We start from the raw sequence: 16,412 nt of genomic DNA, 5'->3' as shown, positions 1-16,412 counted from the left end.
TCAGCGCGCCTGACCCAACTGCTCGTCGATCGTCCGGGTCAGCGGCGACTGGACGTCGCCGGTGTGTTTCGTCTGCACGGGCTCGATCAGCACGACCCAGCATTCGTCGTCGGCGACCGGATTGTGCCGCGTGCCGCGCGGCACGACGTGCATCGAGCCGGCGGGCAAGTCGACGGCGCGGCCGCCTTCATACTCGATCCTGAGGTGGCCGCGCACGACGAAGAACAGCTCGTCTTCATGCGCATGGTCGTGCCACACGAACTGGCCGCGCACCTTGGCGACCTTCACGTACTGATCGTTGACCTGCGCGACGACCTTCGGCGACCAGTACTCCGATACATCGGCGAAGGCAGCCTCTAGGTCGAACGATTCGGCAAACGGAACGGCGGGGAGGGTCATCTCGGCTCCAGATTCGGCTGTACGAATACACGATCGAAACCGGCACGTCGCCGATCATCGACTCGTCGGGAAAGCCGATTATATTGACGCGGCCGCCGCGCTGCACGACGCCTGAACGCATGCGGCATCCGGCGCGCGTTCAGGGGCTACGTCCGGTCGCGATTGCGTGCGCGCGTCGCGCCCGTGATCACCGCGATGCCGAACAGAATGACGGCGACGATCTCGATGATGTGTTGCGACACGTGCAGCGTCATCAGGCCCCATGCCACGCCGGCGATGAAAATGATCCATCCGAGCAGGTAGATAAGCAGAGTCATCGCTTTTCTCCTTGTAATTGCGGGTCATGACGCCGGTTGCCTGCGTTGCAAAACCTGCCGTGCAACCGGCAAACCGGGATGCGCGCATATTTCGTTCCCGGTTCGTCTGCGTCGTGCCGGATGCGGGCGGCATGCGGTTTATCGGCTCAACGGCATGCCGCGGCATCGAGCAGGCCGCGTGCGGCCAGATTGGCGTACAGCGCGCGCACGCCGAAGGTCCACGGCGCGATCTCCGTGCAAAGCCGCACGACGTCGACGAGCGCGCCGAGCGCGGGCGTGGAGATGGTGACGCGGTCGCCCAGGTGATGCGTGAATCCGCCGCCGGGCGCGTCGCGGTCCTGGATCGGCGAGAACATCGTGCCCAGGAACAGCATGAAGCCGTCCGGATACTGGTGATGCGCGCCGCAGGTCTGCACGACGAGATCGGCCGGGTCGCGGCTGATCTCGCGCATGTGGCTGATGCCGTCGAGGACGAAGTCGTCGTCCGCGCCGTCGACGCGCAGCGACACGCTGGCCTGCCGCACGCTGTCCAGCGTGAAGCCGCCGTCGAAGAGCCGCACGAACGGGCCGATCGCGCACGAACCGTTGTTGTCCTTGCATTTGCCGAGCAGCAGCGCCGATCGGCTATGCACGCAGCGCTCACGTGCCGCTCGCGGCCGAACATATCCGGGTCGCGCGCGACAATCTGGCCAGCTATCCGTTCCGGACCCGGCGCGGGACGACCGCGATCGTGCGCGAACCGATCGGCGTCTGTGCGCTGATCACGCCGTGGAACTGGCCGATCTATCAGATCACGGCGAAGGTCGGCCCGGCGCTCGCGGCGGGCTGCACGGTGGTGCTGAAACCCAGCGAGCTGTCGCCGCTCAGCGCGTTGCTGTTTGCGGAGGTGATCGCCGATGCGGGCGTGCCCGCGGGCGTGTTCAACCTGGTGAGCGGCAGCGGCACGGAAGTGGGCGCGTCGCTCGCATCGCACCCGGAAGTCGACATGGTCTCGATCACCGGATCGACGCGCGCAGGCGTGCTGGTTGCGCAGGCGGCGGCGCCGACCGTCAAGCGCGTCGCGCAGGAGCTGGGCGGCAAGTCGCCGAACATCGTGTTGCCCGATGCGGACCTGTCGCGCGCCATCGCGCCGGGCGTTGCCGCCGCGTTCCGGAACATGGGCCAGTCGTGCAGCGCACCGACCCGGCTGATCGTGCCGCGCGGCGTGCTGGGCAGCGTCGAGGCACTGGCCGTCGCGGCAATGGAGCGCATGGTCGTCGGCGATCCGTTCGCCGAGGCGACGACGCATGGCCCGCTGGCCAATCGCGCGCAGTTCGGCCGGGTCGCGCAAATGATCGACGCGGGCATCGACGAACGGGCGAAGCTGATCGCCGGCGGCCCCGGGCGGCCGGCGGGATTCGACCGCGGGTTCTATGCGCGTCCGACGATCTTTTCGGATGTCCGCACCGACATGACGATCGCGCAGCAGGAGATCTTCGGCCCGGTCCTCGCGATCCTGCCTTACGACACCGTCGACGAAGCCGTCGCCATCGCGAACGACACGGTCTACGGACTCGGCGCACACGTGCAGGGCACGGACAAGGAGCGCGTGCGCGAGGTGGCCGCGCGCATCCGCTCGGGACAGGTGCACGTGAACTACCCGGCGTGGGACCCTCAAGCGCCGTTCGGCGGATACAAGCAGTCGGGAAACGGCCGAGAATACGGGATCGAAGGGATGGAAGAGTACATGGAGGTCAAGTCGATCCTGGGGGTTCATGATTGACGCGGCCGCAGTCCCGACTTGAACCGGTTTGCCTTGCAAGGGTGTCGAAATTGGAAAACCCCATCATCCCCGAGACGTCGTTGACAGCGCATCACGCGCACTGGGCGACCTTGCGTCGCGACCTGCATGCGCATCCCGAGTTGCGATTCGAGGAACACCGGACGGCCGACGTCGTTGCACGCGAGCTTGAAGATCTCGGCTATGCGGTGACACGCGGGCTGGGCGGCACGGGCGTGGTCGCGAGCCTGCCCGGTGCGGACCCGCGCCGCGGAATCGTACTCCGTGCGGATCTGGATGCGCTGCCGATCCAGGAAGCCAATGATTTCGCGCACGCATCCGGCGCGCAAGGGATCATGCATGCGTGCGGGCATGACGGGCATACCGTCATGTTGCTCGGCGCCGCGCGCGTGCTGAAGGACCTGCCGCAGTTGCCGGGCACGGTTCATTTCGTGTTTCAGCCCGGCGAAGAGGGCGGCGCGGGCGCGCGGAAGATGATCGACGACGGGCTGTTCGAGCAATGCCCGACGGAGGCGGTATTCGGCATGCACAACTGGCCCGGTTTGCCGGCCGGGCATTTCGGGTTGCGCACGGGGCCGATCATGGCCGCGGGCTGCCGGTTCAGGATCACGGTGACCGGCAAGGGCGCGCATGCGGCGCAGCCGCACCTGGGCATCGATCCCGTCCCGCTCGCCTGTTCGATGGTGCTGCAGTGTCAGACCATCGCCGCGCGGCACAAGGATCCCGTGGATCCGGCCGTTATTTCGGTCTGCATGTTCCATGCGGGAACGACGGACAACGTCATTCCGGACAGCGCCGAGCTGCGCGGGACGATTCGCACGCTGTCGTCGGCCTTGCAGCAACAATTGCAGCGTGACATACGGCTCATGTGCGAGGCGCTCGCGCACGCTCATGGCGCGCAAGTCGACGTCGAGTTCTTTCAGTACTACCCGGCGACGGTCAACACGCCGGCCGAGACCGCGCTCTGCGAAGCGGTGATTCGCGACACCTTCGGCGACGCACGTCTTGACGCCAACGTGCCGCCGAACATGACGTCCGAAGACTTCGGCTTCATGCTCGAGGAGCGCCCCGGCGCTTATGTGCTGATCGGCAACGCGCCGGCCGGAACGGCCGCGCCGGCGCTGCATCACCCGAAATACGATTTCAACGACGACATCATTCCGGCCGGGGTCCGGTATTGGGTCGCGCTGGCGCAGCATTGCTTCAGGCGATCGCCGTGAGTGCGTGTGCGATGTCGCAGCGGCGGGCCGCGGAGGCGCCGCCCGCCGCTGCGCACATTCGAAACCTGGGCACGCATCACGCGCCTTGAGCGAGCGCCTTCACCTGCGCGGCCGACATCGCACCGCGATGGATGCGGAATTCGTCGATTGCGCCGTTGAAGAACGGGTCGCCCGGATACTGCGAGCGTCCGATCCAGTTCTGCGCGGTTTTGCCGATGCGCCATGGCGCGAAGATGACGTCGCTCGCCGAGCCGATCGCATTGCCGTTCAGGTAGAGCGTCGCGGTCGTGTCCGACAGCGTGACCGCGACGTGCGCCCATTGCCCGGCCGGCAGTGCGGCGTTGCCGTCGATCGTGCGCTCGCCATGCCCGCCATTGGTCGTGATCGCGAAGCGCATCGTCCCGTGTGCGCTTTTCGGCGTGACGAACAGATAGCGTCCGGTGCCCGAACCGAAATCGAAGATGCGCGACCACGTCTGCCCGCCGCGCCAGTGGACCCACGCCGCGATCGTGAAGTCCGACACGTCGGCGACGATGTCGTTCGGCAGCGCGACGTAGCCGCTGGAGCCGTCGAGCGACACCGCGTTGCCGCGCTTTCCCGCGACGTGCGATGCGCCGCCGGCGAGCGTGGCCGCATGGCCGTTGCCGCTTGCATCCGCCGAAATCGTGCCGCCTGTCTCGTCGAAGGTCAGCAACGTATGCAGTTGCAGCGCCGTCGACGCGGCGACTTCCGGCGAATTCGCGGATTCACCCGCCGCGGTCCGCGCACTGATCACGTAGTACCAGACGCCTTGCGTGGGCGTGTCCGTGTACGTCAGCGGATCGACGATGCCGCTGGCAACGGTCGTATACGGGCCGTCGGAGACGGACGCACGCTTCACGTCGTAGCTCGCTGCGTTCGCGATGCCCCACCACGACAGCACGACCCGCTCGGCGGCCGGCCACGCGGTCAGCCCGCTCGGTGCGGTTGCGGGCGCAACGGGGTCGCGCGTGCATGTCAGCGTGCCGTAGCCGAGCTGATCGTATCCACCGCTCGCCTCGCCGTAGTTGCCGCCGCCGCCCTCGGGCTGGATCGCGCGCGCGAACTTCGCGGACCACGGCGCGGACAGCCCCTTGCGGTTCACGTAGTGGTTGTAGACGAGCGCCCAGCACGGGCGGATCACTCCCTGGCCGGCGGTCGAAAATTGCGCCTGCGTGACATCGACGTTCGCATACGGCGCGTACGGCACCGGAAGGAACGTGCCGTCCGGCTGCACGAGGTTCGCCTTCGCGACGTACTCGGCGCCCGCGAGGAAACGGTTGTTGTCGTGCCCGTACAGGTCGACGCCCTGGTTCCACGCCATTTCGCAGATCGCACCGCCGAGCGCGATGCCGAGCGTGTTGTGCCCCTGGTCGCGGCCCGACTCCTGCCATTGGCCGAGATGGCCGGGATGCAGGTAATAGACGGCCTGCGCGATCGCGCCGTTGCCGGGCCCGTCGATGAAGTAGTTGACGGCTTCGTCGAACTTCGCGTGGTCGTCGCACAGCACGCCGATCGCCATGATCGACGCGATGTTGCACAGATCCCAGTTCGCCCAGTAGTGCGTGATGTCGGTGTTGTTGTGGCGGTTCAGGAAATCGGCGTTGATCGGGTAGAACCTGGTGGCCATCATCGCCTGGAACGCGGCGAAGTCGGCGGCGGCCCAGCCGCGGTAAGTGCGCATGATCTCGCCGGCGTTCGCGAATTCGTAGCCGTAGATGCCGGCCGCCAGATCGACGTTCGAATCGCCGGCGAGATGCTGCAGCGTCGACGACCACGCATTCATGATCTGCACGGCCTTGTCCGCATATGCGGTGTCGCCCGAGATCTTCCAGCGCAGCGCGCACGCATATGCGGCCGCGATGTCCTTGTACAGCACCGGGTAGTTTTGCGAGCCGGTGCCGCCGCGCGTGACGACGGCCTGCGGGCGCGGCGACCACGACAACTGCGCATGCCCGTTCGCGATCAACGTGTTCCAGCCTTCGCGCCAGGGCAATGCGGCGGCCGCCACTTTCTGTGCGATCCGTTCGAAATCGGCTTGGGTGTGCAGCAGGCCGGGGTGCGCGAACGCGTCGTTCGTGGCGATGGCCGGCGTGCCCGTGGCCACGCGCGCGAGCGCACGGTTGCCGGCCGCGGTGCCGGCGACGCTTTCGCTCGCCCCCGTGCCGCCGCAAGCGGAAAGCGCGAGCGCGCCGATGCTGTAAAGGAAGGTGCGCCGGGAAATGCGCGCGCCGGATTCAAGCCGAAGCTGCGAGTCGTTCATGTGGTGTACGTCCTTCCTTGACGGGACTCAGCTGAAAAGTGGCAGCGTCATTTGAAATCAGTCATCGCATGACGATGCGGATTGTACTGGAAGCGTCGACGTTTTCGAGCACGAGCTGGCCCTGGGGGCGGCATATTTTCGAGATGCGGATTCTGATGAATTTGTTGATTAACATGCTAAGAATACGGAAATGAATGGCGATTGAAACGTTTGCGAGATATGATCGTCGCCGGCCGGCGAGCGGCAAGCTTTTCAGGTATCCAAAGCGATAGATTCCCACTATTTCATTATGTTGTCGTACAACATATGACATGTTGCGGGTTACAGATCGTTTCAGGGCCAACGGGCTGCGGCTAGCGCATGCTGGTGAAACGGCGTCGGCACCGCGCGACGAATGAAAAGAATCGGAGGGCGGCGCGAGGACGCGACGCAGGCGAGGGAACGGTACATCGTGAACGTTCCTGCACCCGCGATACGGGGATCGCGTTCATGTGCCTTTTCATAAAGCGCGCACTCCGCGGCCGATATCATTCACGCGCGCGAAAACGACCCGATCGATCGACGCGCACCGATTCGTGCGCGGCGGGAAGCACGGCAGCACACGCGGCGGCGGGGCCGCGACGGCACGACGGAGAGTATCGAAACGATGGGAAAGGCGACAGGTTCGGTGCGACGCGCAATCGCGATCGCGGCCGGGGGAACGTTGTGCGCGGCGGCCGCGGGCGGCGTACACGCGCAGGCATCGGGTACGGTGACGGCGCCGCCAGCCGACACGGCGGCGCTGCTGCCGAAGATCGACGTGACAGGCGCGGCCGACCGTGCGTCGCTCGGGCTGGTCGGGTTGCGCACGGCCACCGCGACCAGGACCGACACGCCCGTCGCCGAGATCCCGCAGACGACCAACCTCGTGACCGCGCAGCAGATCGAGATGACGGGCGCGACCGACCTGAACCAGGCATTGCGCTATGTGCCGGGTTTCGCGACGTTCGGCGCCGACAGCCGGACTGACTGGTACGCGGCGCTGCGCGGCTTCACGCCGACGCTGTATGTCGACGGCGTGCCGGCGCCGAACACGGCGGTCATCGCGAACTGGCGCGTCGATCCTTACACGATCGACTCGATCGCCGTGCTGCGCGGGCCAACGTCGGTGCTGTACGGTGCGGGCGAGCCCGGCGCGATCGTCGATGCGCACACCAAGCTCGCCGACGGCGAGCGCATTCGCGAAGCCGGCGTGCGGATCGGCAACGATGCGCGCAAGGAGACCATGCTCGACGTCGGCGACACGCTCGATCCGGACGGCAAGTATGCGTATCGCTTCGTCGGCGTCGCGCGCGACGGCAACGCGGCGACCGGCCCGAACGCCGACCGGCGCGTCGCGGTGGCGCCGTCGTTCCGCTGGCGGCCGACGGCCAGCACGTCGCTGACGGTATCCGCCTCGTTCCTGCAGGATCACGGCGACATCTCGTCGAACTTCCTGCCGGCGTCGGGCACGGTGCTGCCGAACCCGAACGGCCGCCTGTCGCAGGACATCTACATGGGCGACCCGGCGTTCAACGACTATCGAAAGAAACAATGGTCGCTCGGCTACGCGCTCGAGCATCGCGTCGATTCGATATGGACGCTGCAACAGGATGTGCGCTGGTCGCGGCTGTCGCTCGACGACGCGACGGTATTCGGCAACGGGCTCGTACCCGGCAGCACGACCAACATGATGCGCACCGCCGGGCTGTTCCAGTTGAACTACAGCCGGCTGGACATCGACAATCGCGCGCAGGCGCGCTTTGCCACCGGCCCGCTCGAACACACGCTGCTGCTTGGCCTGCAGTTCGACCGGCAGACCACGACCAACAGCGTGTGGCTCGCGCTGGCGCCGTCGCTCAACCTGTACCACCCGGTCTATCGTCCGGTGACGGCCGCGATCTTCTCCGGCCGGACGTCGCTCGGGCGTTTCGATCAGTACACGGCGATGAACACGCTCGGCGCGTACGCGCAGGACCAGATCCGCTGGAATCGCTGGACGCTCACGCTCGGCGGCCGCGAGGATCGCGTGAGCGCGCGCTTCGACGACCGCGTGGCCGGCACCGGCACGCAGCAGGACGTCAGTGCATTTTCCGGGCGCATCGGGCTCACCTGGCAGGGCGATGCGGGGCTGGCGCCCTACGTCAGCTACTCGACGTCGTTCGATCCGGTGATCGGCGTGCGCATGTACGGCGGCGGCTTGCCGAAACCGACGCGCGGCAGGCAGACCGAGGCCGGGCTGCGCTGGCAGCCGCCCGGCCGGAACCTGATGCTCACGGCGGCTGTTTATCGGATCGATCAGACCAACGTCGTGACGCCGGCGCCGCCGAGTCTCGATCCCACCGGCACGTCGTCCGTGCAGACCGGCAAGGTGCGTTCGCGCGGCGTCGAGCTGAGCGCGGTCGGGAAGGTGACGCGCGAATTGTCGATCGTCGCGTCGTACGCCTACCAGGACGTCAAGAACGTGCAGGCGAACGATGCGTCGCTGAACAACTGGCCGGTGTCGGTGCCGCTGCCGCGACAGATGGCGTCGCTGTGGGCGGACTGGACCTGGCACGGCGGCGCTCTGGCGGGCGTCGGGATCGGTGCCGGCGTGCGCTACCAGAGCGCGTTGGCCGGTGCGCCGGACAATTCGCTGACGGTGCCGAGCACCACGCTGTACGACCTGGCGATGCACTACGACCTGCGTCACTGGCGGCTCGCGTTGAATGTCGCGAACCTGTTCGACCGGCGCTACGTCAGCGGCTGCCAGTCGTGCGCGGTATGCGTGTTCGGCAACGAGCGAACGGTGCTGGCGAGCGCGAAATACAACTGGTAGCCGCGGCCCCGTTTTTCGATACGTCGGTGGCTCGCGGTTTCGCGCGATCACCCGTCACGCACGTGCTGCGGGAGTACCCACAGCATCCGCCCGACCGCCTCGGCCTGATTTCGGGAATGCGTCTTCTCGTAGATCGCGCGCAACTGCGTGCGAACGGTCGAGAGCGACACGCCGGCGATGGCCGCGCATTCCTCCGGCGTCTTGCCGCCGATCAATGCTTCGGCGATGGCCGCTTCGGCGCTCGTCAAGCCGAATGCCTGCCGCAGTTGCTGCGCGACGACGAGCGGAGCGGCGCTGCGACGTCTGGCGGTGATCAGTATCGCGGCGTCGCCGAGTGCGCCATGGCGTGCTTGTCCGGACAGCGAAGCGATGCCGAGAAAGATTTCGTGCGCGGCACTCACGGTCCCGGACAGGGCAAGGTTCTCGCTTTTGCGGGTCTGCGCGACACGTGCCACGGCCGCCTTGAGCGCATCGTTCTGCGGCGCGCTCGTCGCGCTCAGATGGCCGTGCTCGAGCTTGAGGCAAGTGGTGGCGCGCAGCATCGATTCTGCCGCCCGGTTGACGAATACGACGCGCGAATGCCGGTCGAGCGTGAAGATGGACAAACCCAGTTCCGCCATCAGTTCGTTGCCGAGCGCAGCGTCCCGACGCAGCACGTTTGCGTCCTGCCAGAGGTTGATCGCGCGTTGCAGATGCCCGGCCATGCCCGTCAGGTTCGCGCGTTCCTCTGACGAATAAGGCGGCCGGCCGTGCGCTCTCAGCAAGCCGAGCAGGATGTCGTCGCTGCCCGGGCGCGCGAAGCGCATTCCCATCAGGTAGCGAATGCCCGACGGAATCTGATAATCCTGAAAGAATTCGCTGCGCTCGACATCGCGGTCGGTCAGATGATCCTGGCAGCAAACGAATTCGCCAAGCGGGGCGTTCTCGACGAAGCCGCGGCGCGGATCGAGTGCGCCGTAATACTGGTCGTAGAGTGCGACGATCGAGTCGAGTTCGGCACGCGGCGAATAGATCGAGAATTTCGGAGCATTGCGCGCGGCGTCCCAGCTGAACATATGAAAGATGTTTGCGCCGAGCGATTCGGATACCCGATGGAAGACTTCGAGAAAACCATCCGGGTACAGGGCGGCCTCGTAGAGGTCCCCGATGAGCTGGTCCCGTTGCATGTTGCCCCCGCCGCGTAATGATTTTGTATGTATGTTTTATCTGACGAATATTGATTCGAATACCGAATTTGTTTCAGGCTAACACAGGTTATTTTCCTTCAGTACCGCATTGTTTCCGGATTTTCATTCACCTGAATGATGATTGCAAAAATCGCCTTTGCGAGAATTCCGATCAGCGTGCATGCGCGTCGCGTATCGCACCTGATAACCAGAAGAATCACAGGGGAAAATCAATGAAACTCAAACCTGTCGTGTGGGGTATCGCAGCGCTGGCGGTGTCTGCTTGCGGAGGCGGCGGCAACTCATCTTCGTCACCGTCCGAACCCGCTGCACAGACGGTCAGCGGCGTCGCGGCCGCGGGCGCGGCCATGCAGGCCGCGACGGTCAAACTCATGGATGCGACCGGCAAATCGGTCGACTGTCCGGCCGACGCCACGACCGGCGCGTTTCATTGCACCGTGACCGGGCTGACCGCGCCTTTCGCGTTGTCCGCTTATGGCAACGTCGCGGATTCTCAAGCCACGCTGATCGCACTCAGTGCCACGGCCGGCACACAGACGATCAACATCACGCCGATCACGAATGCGATCGCCGCCACGATCATCGGCGACAACCCGACGAAGTTGCTGGCCGACACCGGGCTGCTGCAGAGCAAGGTCACCGCCCAGGCGGTCGCCAGCACGGTGCAGGCCTATGCGTCGGCACTGGTCGACCTGCTGACCGCAACCGGCAATACGGGCGTCGACCTGATCTCCGGCCCGCTGACCGCCGGCGGGCCGGGCCTCGACCGGCTGCTCGACCAGGTGAAGATCAACGTGTTGCCGGATGGCGGCGTGCAGATCAGCTCGGTGGCGGGCGCGTCCGGCGATACGCCGGTGCAGCTTCAGCTCGCGCCCGGTGTCGCGCCGCAGCCGAGCGACAAGGCCAGCCTGCCGGCCGCCGCGACCATCAACGGCACGGTGATGTCGAACCTGCCGAGCGCGAGCGACCTGGCGGGATTGCAGAGCGCGCTCAATCAGTGTTTCGCCGGTTCGACCGGCGCGGCGCGCGCGGCGGGAAACGTCCCGGCGTGCGGGCGGATCTTCGTCGACGGCGTCGCGTCGGGCGCACTGAACGCAGGCGTGCCCGCTGCCTATCTCAACAACGGCATGTCGGCCGACCAGGAATTCGGCGCGCATGCCGGCAGCGCGCCGGGCATCGTGGCCGACGACGCGATGAACAATGCCAGCTTCAGTTTGCCGGAAGTCATCCGCGTCGTCGCCAGCGACACGATGTGGGTCAAGCTCGCGTGGACGCGCACCGATGGCATTCGCGACGGCATGCAGCAGCATGTGCAACTCGCGGTGCAGGCGAGCAGCCTCGCGAACGGCGATACCGGCTGGCGCGTGGTCGGCAATCAGCGCGCGGTGCTGAGCAAGGTGACCGCGAACGCGCAGAAATGGGACTGGCTGAATCCGGCAAATCCGTCGACGGGGACCAACGCGTTCGTCGATTCGCTCAACCTGCAGGTGGGCACCGTCGATGCATCGGGCACCGCGGTGGATTTCGCGATCGTCACCGGCCCGGGATTGCGCAACGGCGTGTTCCTCCAGCCGTCGAGCGGTACGTGCGACACGCTGAACATCCGCGCGCAAATCGCGAGCGGGCAGACGCCGGCCCAGCTCGCCGCGCTGACGAAGAATGCGCTGTGCCGCAACAATTTCCGTCTGGCCGGCGTCGCGCAGGACCCTGCCAGCCAGGGCCTGTTCACGTGGCCCGGCGATGCGCCGCGCAACAATACCGCATGGGCGAAGCCGCAATTGAGCGCCGCCGAGCTGGCCGACATCAAGCCGTTCAGCGCCTATACGATCGACGTCTACCAGAACGGCGACACGTCGGCGCCGGCCCGGCACTATACGGTCCGGTTGCGTACGCCGTCGCCATTGCCCGACGCGCTGCGCCAGTATGCGTGGCACGATCTGGCGCAGTCCACGCGCGACAGCCTGACGCCCGGCACCGCCAGCACGTTCGCGGGCGGCGCGACGTTCCCGCTGAGCTGGACGTCGAAGGCGGGGCTGCCGTTCGTCAAGCGCGGCAACGTGCAGATTCGCGCAACCGCGTCGGGGCAGACGGTGCCGACGTTCGTCAACGGTTCGGCACAGGCGTCGCCGGTCCTGCCGGGAGCGGCGGTGACGCTCAACGTGACGGGCGATCAGGGCGTCGCGTTCCCGTCGGTGGCCGGCTGGACGGGCGGCACCGATTTCTCGTTCGTGAACCTGGGCTGGTCCGACACGATCGACACGGTCTTTACAGAGTCCTTCGAATACGACAAGTGACGGAGGTCGGGCAGATACGCCCGTTGAGAATGAGGCTGGCGGGGTGAATTTTGATCCCGCCAGCCCCTTTTGCGTCATGGCGTGGCGAGTCGGCGTGCGCCACCTCCTGAACGACTTTCTTGCGTGAACATCTTTCTTGTCACTGCATCAGGCATGACTCGGAAAAGGTCACGCAGTGCACGCGTGCAGCGCCGGTGTTACTCGACAGAATCATTTTCCGTTGATTTCGGGCGCGTGCTGACGCCCAACCAGGGCGATAGCGACCGCGAGTCCCATGCGGCGCCGCGCCAGATGCCTCAAATCGTCCATCGCGACGCTTCCCGTCTGCTTCGTCACATTGCGCCGCCACGTACGCGTATCGACGCTGTAACGTTTTTGGCACGATTTTCCCGTTCCGTGCGCTTTCCATGGCCGGGGGCCGTTGCGGCAGCGTGATTGCGGGACTGGCACGTTGTTAGCTTCATCGGTTGTGGTGGGAACGACAGCTGCCGCGCGTTTGCGATCGTCCGACGAATCGATGTACTTGCGTTGCCGAGACGTGTCCGAAACGCGGCACGTTCGCTCTCCCCCTCAGCCGATGGCGCCACACGGCCCGGCCACCGCTCGCCCGATCTCGATGGGTGGAGCGCGGCGGCAGCGACGTGTCGGGCATCGGCAGTCATCCCACCTCCGTCGGGAGAGAACAATGTTGGCCAAGTCAATTCGGCCCCTACGGGCCCTTCTGATCGTCTTTTCCGTTTGCCTGATGACGTTCGCAGCCGGGCCGGCGAATGCGCTGTCGAACCAGTTGCTGTTGCTGCTGCCGGACAACTTTACGTTGCCGGATCCGCGTGTGTCCGCTTGGCTCGATTCGGCGGCGGAGGAGGGGTTGCAAATCTCGCTCATCAGCGACACGCAATTCAAGCAGGGCGGCACGTCGCTGCAGCAGTATCAGGGGCTCATCCTGCCGGACCAGGTGCATACGGTCGCCGACGATACGCTCGTGACCGCTATCCAGAACTACGCGCTGAACGGCGGGCGCGTGATGCTCGTCTATGATTTCGGTGTGCTGAACGCGACGGGCTTTTATCCGGCCGGGCAATCGCGATTCAGCTCGATGGCCGGCGTCAACTACGTGCTCTACGATACGCTCGGCGGAAGCATGATCGGCCTCGGCCCCGTGACCGGGATGGGCAGCACGCTGCGCGCGCTGCAGGTTCCGCCCGGGAAGTCCATGACATGGTCCGGTTCGACGACGGCCGCGACGACGTTGGCCGCCACCACGTCGACTTCCTCGACCGGCTCGACGACGAATCAGCTGCTGTTCCTGCAGCCGAGCACATCGAACCCGGGCGGGCTTGCCGGGTACAACCATCAGACGTACTTCACGTACAAGATGGAAAACCGGCGCATGACCGGCGTGCCGCTGAATCTTGGGCGCGTGTCGACGGGGCGCAAGGTCAGATCCGGAACGTATTCGCCGACGTCGACGATGCTGTCGTCGGTATCGACCGCGGTGAGTGGCGCGACGTCGCTCGCGACTGCGACGCCGTCGGCGACGACGGACGTGCTCGAAGGCATTTCCGGCTACGTATACGGCTTCCTCACGTATCCGAGCTACGTCACGCAGGGCACGTATACCGGCACGACGCTGCTGACGTCGCCGAACTTCGGTCTCGTCGCCGGCTATCAGGCGTACGGAAACGGCGGCGTGATGTTCGTCAACCTGCCGCTCGCGTATCTCGACGGACAAACCGACAGCATGCCGATCCACGGCTTCCTGCGTTACTTCACGACGAACATCCTGTCGATGCCGCACCTGTCGCTGCAGCCGCGCGCGCAGGCCGGGATGGTCCTGAACTGGCACTTCTGCGCGGAAGATCAGATCCAGCCGGCGCAGTACCTGAAGAACTTCGGTATCTGGAACAGCGGCCCGTACTCGATCGTGATGACGGCCGGCCCGGACGACGTGACGATCGGCGACGGTCTCGGGATCAACCTGACGAACAATACGCAGGCGAAGCAACTGGTCGCGTTCCTGCTCAAGCGCGGGCACAAAATCGGCAGCCACGGCGGGTGGGCGCATGACTACTGGGGGGCGAACGCCAGTGAAACGAACGCGAGCACGTTCACGCAATATCTGGTGCTGAACCACAATGCGGTCCAGTCGGTGACGGGCAGGCCGGACGTCGAATGGGCGGCGCCGGAAGGCAACACGCCGACGTGGGCGGTGAACTGGCTCGAGTCGAACGGCTATTCCGGGTACTACTTCACCGGCCATACCGGCAACGCGCAAACGCGTGCGTATCGCAATGGTTCGCTGCTGAATCCGGGCATCTGGGCGTTTCCGGTGATGCCGTTCGGCAAGTATGCGACGTTCGAGGAGTTCCAGGAGTTCGCGGTGCCGACGACGGATGTCCAGAACTGGTATCTGTCGCTGATGGACTTCGTCGTCGCGAACCGCACGAGCCGGCTGGTCTACATGCACCCGCTGGGCGCGTCATGGTATCCGAACGTCGTGACGACGTTTCTCAGCTACGCGGCGTCGCTCGCGACGACCGGCCAGTTCAAGTGGTTCACGATGGACCAGCTCACGCAGTTCGACCGGCGCCGTCTGCTGGTGAACTGGACGGCGACCGATACGGGAACCAGCTGGACATTCAGCGCGACGCAGCCGACGAGCCTGCAGGACATGACCTGGCTGCTGCCGAAAAGCACGTATCAGATGCCGAGCGTGAAGAGCGGGAGCGCGACGATCGTCACCACCGATCCGAACAACTGGCTGGTCATCGCGGGCACGGGCAAATCGCTGTCGTTTACGAGCGCGAAGGTGCACTGACGCACGTCAGCTCGTCTGCCAACGGGGGAGCATCATGAAGCGAGCTTCGTTCACGCGTGTGTTGCGCACGCTCGTCGTCATATCGGCGAGCGTCGCGCTCACGCTCGGTGTGTCGTTCGCGCAGTCCGCGTCGCGAGCGCCGCGGGCGTTTGCACGACCGCCGCTCCATCTGCACGGATCGGCGAAGCGGAACCCGGTCGGCCTGTCGCCGCAGCAGATCCGCCGTTTCTACGGGTTCGATCAATTGCCGGCGCGCGGCTATGGCGGCGACGATCAGGTCATCGCGATCGTCGATGCATACGACAATCCGAATGTCGAAGCGGATCTGAGATTGTTCAGCAGTACGTTCGGGTTGTCGCCGTGCGCGTCCCCGCGCTGTTTCACGAAGGTGTACGCGACACCGGACAAGCGGCCGCCGCCGCCCGATGCGCTGTGGGCGCTCGAGAGTTCGCTGGATGTGCAGTGGGCGCACGCGATCGCACCGAATGCGCGGATCGTGCTGGTCGAAGCCGCATCGAGTTCGCTGGATGACCTGATGAGCGCAATCGCGCTCGCGACGCGTCCTGCGCCGGGCGGCGTCGGCGCGAAGGTCGTGTCGATCAGCTGGGGGACCGCCGAATTTCTGGCCGAGACGCAATACGACGGGCAGCTCGCCAGCGCGAACGGCGTGTCGTTCGTCGCTGCGTCCGGCGACGGCGGCAATGGTGTCGACTACCCGGCCGCGTCGCCGTACGTGCTGAGCGTCGGCGGCACGTCGATCGCGATCGATGCAAGCGGTGCCTACGCCGGCGAAACGGCGTGGGCCGGAAGCGGCGGCGGACAGAGCGCCGTCGAGCCGGAGCCGACGTATCAGTCGAACTTCGGGATGCCATCGGACACCCTCGGGCTGCGCGGCGTGCCCGACGTGGCTTACGACAGCGACCCGGCTTCAGGCTTCGCGGTCTACGATTCGTACGGCTATGCGGGGCAACGCGGCTGGTTCGTCGTCGGCGGAACGAGCGCGGGCGCGCCGCAATGGTCCGCTTTGGTCGCGATCGCAAACAGCTTGCGCGTCGCGCGCGGCAAGACGACGCTGAACGCGGTGAGCGCGATTCAGAGCGTGCTTTACGGACTCGCGTCGAGTGCCTACGCGGCGAACTTCCACGATATCGTCAGCGGATCGAACGGCGCATGCGGCACGCTTTGTACCACGGCGGTCGGGTACGACTACGTGACCGGCCTCGGGCGCCCGATGGCCGCCAATCTGATCCAGGCGCTTATGGCTGCGCCTTGACGTATAT

9 protein-coding genes and 2 pseudogenes are annotated in these 16,412 nt (G+C 65.8%); 6 read left to right on the top strand and 5 right to left on the bottom strand.

Annotated features, from left to right (window positions below; translation table 11 throughout):
- From ACV22V_RS25620 to ACV22V_RS25610, 3 genes and pseudogenes are all read right to left on the bottom strand, one after another.
- The gene (locus tag ACV22V_RS25620) at window positions 1–399 is read right to left on the bottom strand and encodes a cupin domain-containing protein (RefSeq protein ID WP_059536128.1); all 399 of its coding nucleotides are present in this window, start codon (window positions 397–399) and stop codon (window positions 1–3) included.
- Between the two features lie 146 nt (window positions 400–545).
- A complete protein-coding gene (locus ACV22V_RS25615) occupies window positions 546–716 on the bottom strand; it encodes a hypothetical protein (RefSeq protein ID WP_162999306.1) in 171 nt (56 codons plus the stop codon).
- Window positions 717–862: 146 nt separating this feature from the next.
- Window positions 863–1,354 (bottom strand): annotated as a pseudogene (locus ACV22V_RS25610) (fumarylacetoacetate hydrolase); the annotation flags it as partial.
- Here ACV22V_RS25610 and ACV22V_RS25605 point away from each other — a divergent pair.
- A pseudogene (locus ACV22V_RS25605) lies at window positions 1,330–2,478 on the top strand (aldehyde dehydrogenase family protein); the annotation flags it as partial. The pseudogenes ACV22V_RS25610 and ACV22V_RS25605 sit on opposite strands and share 25 nt — an antisense overlap.
- 50 nt (window positions 2,479–2,528) lie before the next feature.
- On the top strand, window positions 2,529–3,716 hold the full coding sequence (locus tag ACV22V_RS25600) for a M20 aminoacylase family protein (RefSeq protein ID WP_448015870.1): 1,188 nt from the start codon (window positions 2,529–2,531) through the stop codon (window positions 3,714–3,716).
- Between the two features lie 76 nt (window positions 3,717–3,792).
- On the opposite strand, the gene ACV22V_RS25595 is transcribed toward ACV22V_RS25600, so the two are convergent.
- Complete coding sequence (locus tag ACV22V_RS25595) at window positions 3,793–5,997, bottom strand: LamG-like jellyroll fold domain-containing protein (protein WP_448015869.1); 2,205 nt, start codon at window positions 5,995–5,997, stop codon at window positions 3,793–3,795.
- Window positions 5,998–6,643: 646 nt separating this feature from the next.
- Here ACV22V_RS25595 and ACV22V_RS25590 point away from each other — a divergent pair.
- A complete protein-coding gene (locus tag ACV22V_RS25590) occupies window positions 6,644–8,833 on the top strand; it encodes a TonB-dependent siderophore receptor (protein ID WP_448015868.1) in 2,190 nt (729 codons plus the stop codon).
- A 47-nt stretch (window positions 8,834–8,880) separates the two neighbouring features.
- Here ACV22V_RS25590 and ACV22V_RS25585 read toward each other — a convergent pair whose 3' ends face one another.
- Window positions 8,881–9,999, bottom strand: coding sequence for a helix-turn-helix transcriptional regulator (locus tag ACV22V_RS25585; RefSeq protein ID WP_448015867.1), 1,119 nt, complete (start codon window positions 9,997–9,999; stop codon window positions 8,881–8,883).
- A gap of 233 nt (window positions 10,000–10,232) precedes the next feature.
- Here ACV22V_RS25585 and ACV22V_RS25580 point away from each other — a divergent pair, with 233 nt between their 5' ends.
- The 3 genes from ACV22V_RS25580 to ACV22V_RS25570 all read left to right on the top strand — a co-directional run bounded on the left by ACV22V_RS25580 (window position 10,233) and on the right by ACV22V_RS25570 (window position 16,405).
- A complete protein-coding gene (locus ACV22V_RS25580) occupies window positions 10,233–12,314 on the top strand; it encodes a hypothetical protein (protein ID WP_448015866.1) in 2,082 nt (693 codons plus the stop codon).
- Between the two features lie 685 nt (window positions 12,315–12,999).
- Window positions 13,000–15,132: a hypothetical protein gene (locus tag ACV22V_RS25575; RefSeq protein ID WP_448015865.1), complete on the top strand. Its 2,133-nt coding sequence runs from the start codon at window positions 13,000–13,002 to the stop codon at window positions 15,130–15,132.
- A 34-nt stretch (window positions 15,133–15,166) separates the two neighbouring features.
- Window positions 15,167–16,405, top strand: a complete 1,239-nt coding sequence (locus ACV22V_RS25570) for a S53 family peptidase (RefSeq protein ID WP_448015864.1) — start codon at window positions 15,167–15,169, stop codon at window positions 16,403–16,405.
- The last annotated feature ends 7 nt before the right edge of the window (window positions 16,406–16,412 follow it).

The sequence above is a fragment of the Burkholderia sp. AW33-5 genome (genome assembly GCF_053427615.1).
This window is presented reverse-complemented; position numbering and strand designations above follow the sequence as displayed.

Excerpts from the sequence above, each read along its gene's own strand:
- ACV22V_RS25580 (WP_448015866.1), top strand. The coding sequence starts at position 10,233 with ATGAAACTCAAACCTGTCGTGTGGGGTATCGCAGCGCTGGCGGTGTCT.
- ACV22V_RS25615 (WP_162999306.1), bottom strand. The coding sequence starts at position 716 with ATGACTCTGCTTATCTACCTGCTCGGATGGATCATTTTCATCGCCGGC.
- ACV22V_RS25570 (WP_448015864.1), top strand. The coding sequence starts at position 15,167 with ATGAAGCGAGCTTCGTTCACGCGTGTGTTGCGCACGCTCGTCGTCATA.
- ACV22V_RS25585 (WP_448015867.1), bottom strand. The coding sequence starts at position 9,999 with ATGCAACGGGACCAGCTCATCGGGGACCTCTACGAGGCCGCCCTGTAC.
- ACV22V_RS25595 (WP_448015869.1), bottom strand. The coding sequence starts at position 5,997 with ATGAACGACTCGCAGCTTCGGCTTGAATCCGGCGCGCGCATTTCCCGG.
- ACV22V_RS25590 (WP_448015868.1), top strand. The coding sequence starts at position 6,644 with ATGGGAAAGGCGACAGGTTCGGTGCGACGCGCAATCGCGATCGCGGCC.
- ACV22V_RS25575 (WP_448015865.1), top strand. The coding sequence starts at position 13,000 with ATGTTGGCCAAGTCAATTCGGCCCCTACGGGCCCTTCTGATCGTCTTT.
- ACV22V_RS25620 (WP_059536128.1), bottom strand. The coding sequence starts at position 399 with ATGACCCTCCCCGCCGTTCCGTTTGCCGAATCGTTCGACCTAGAGGCT.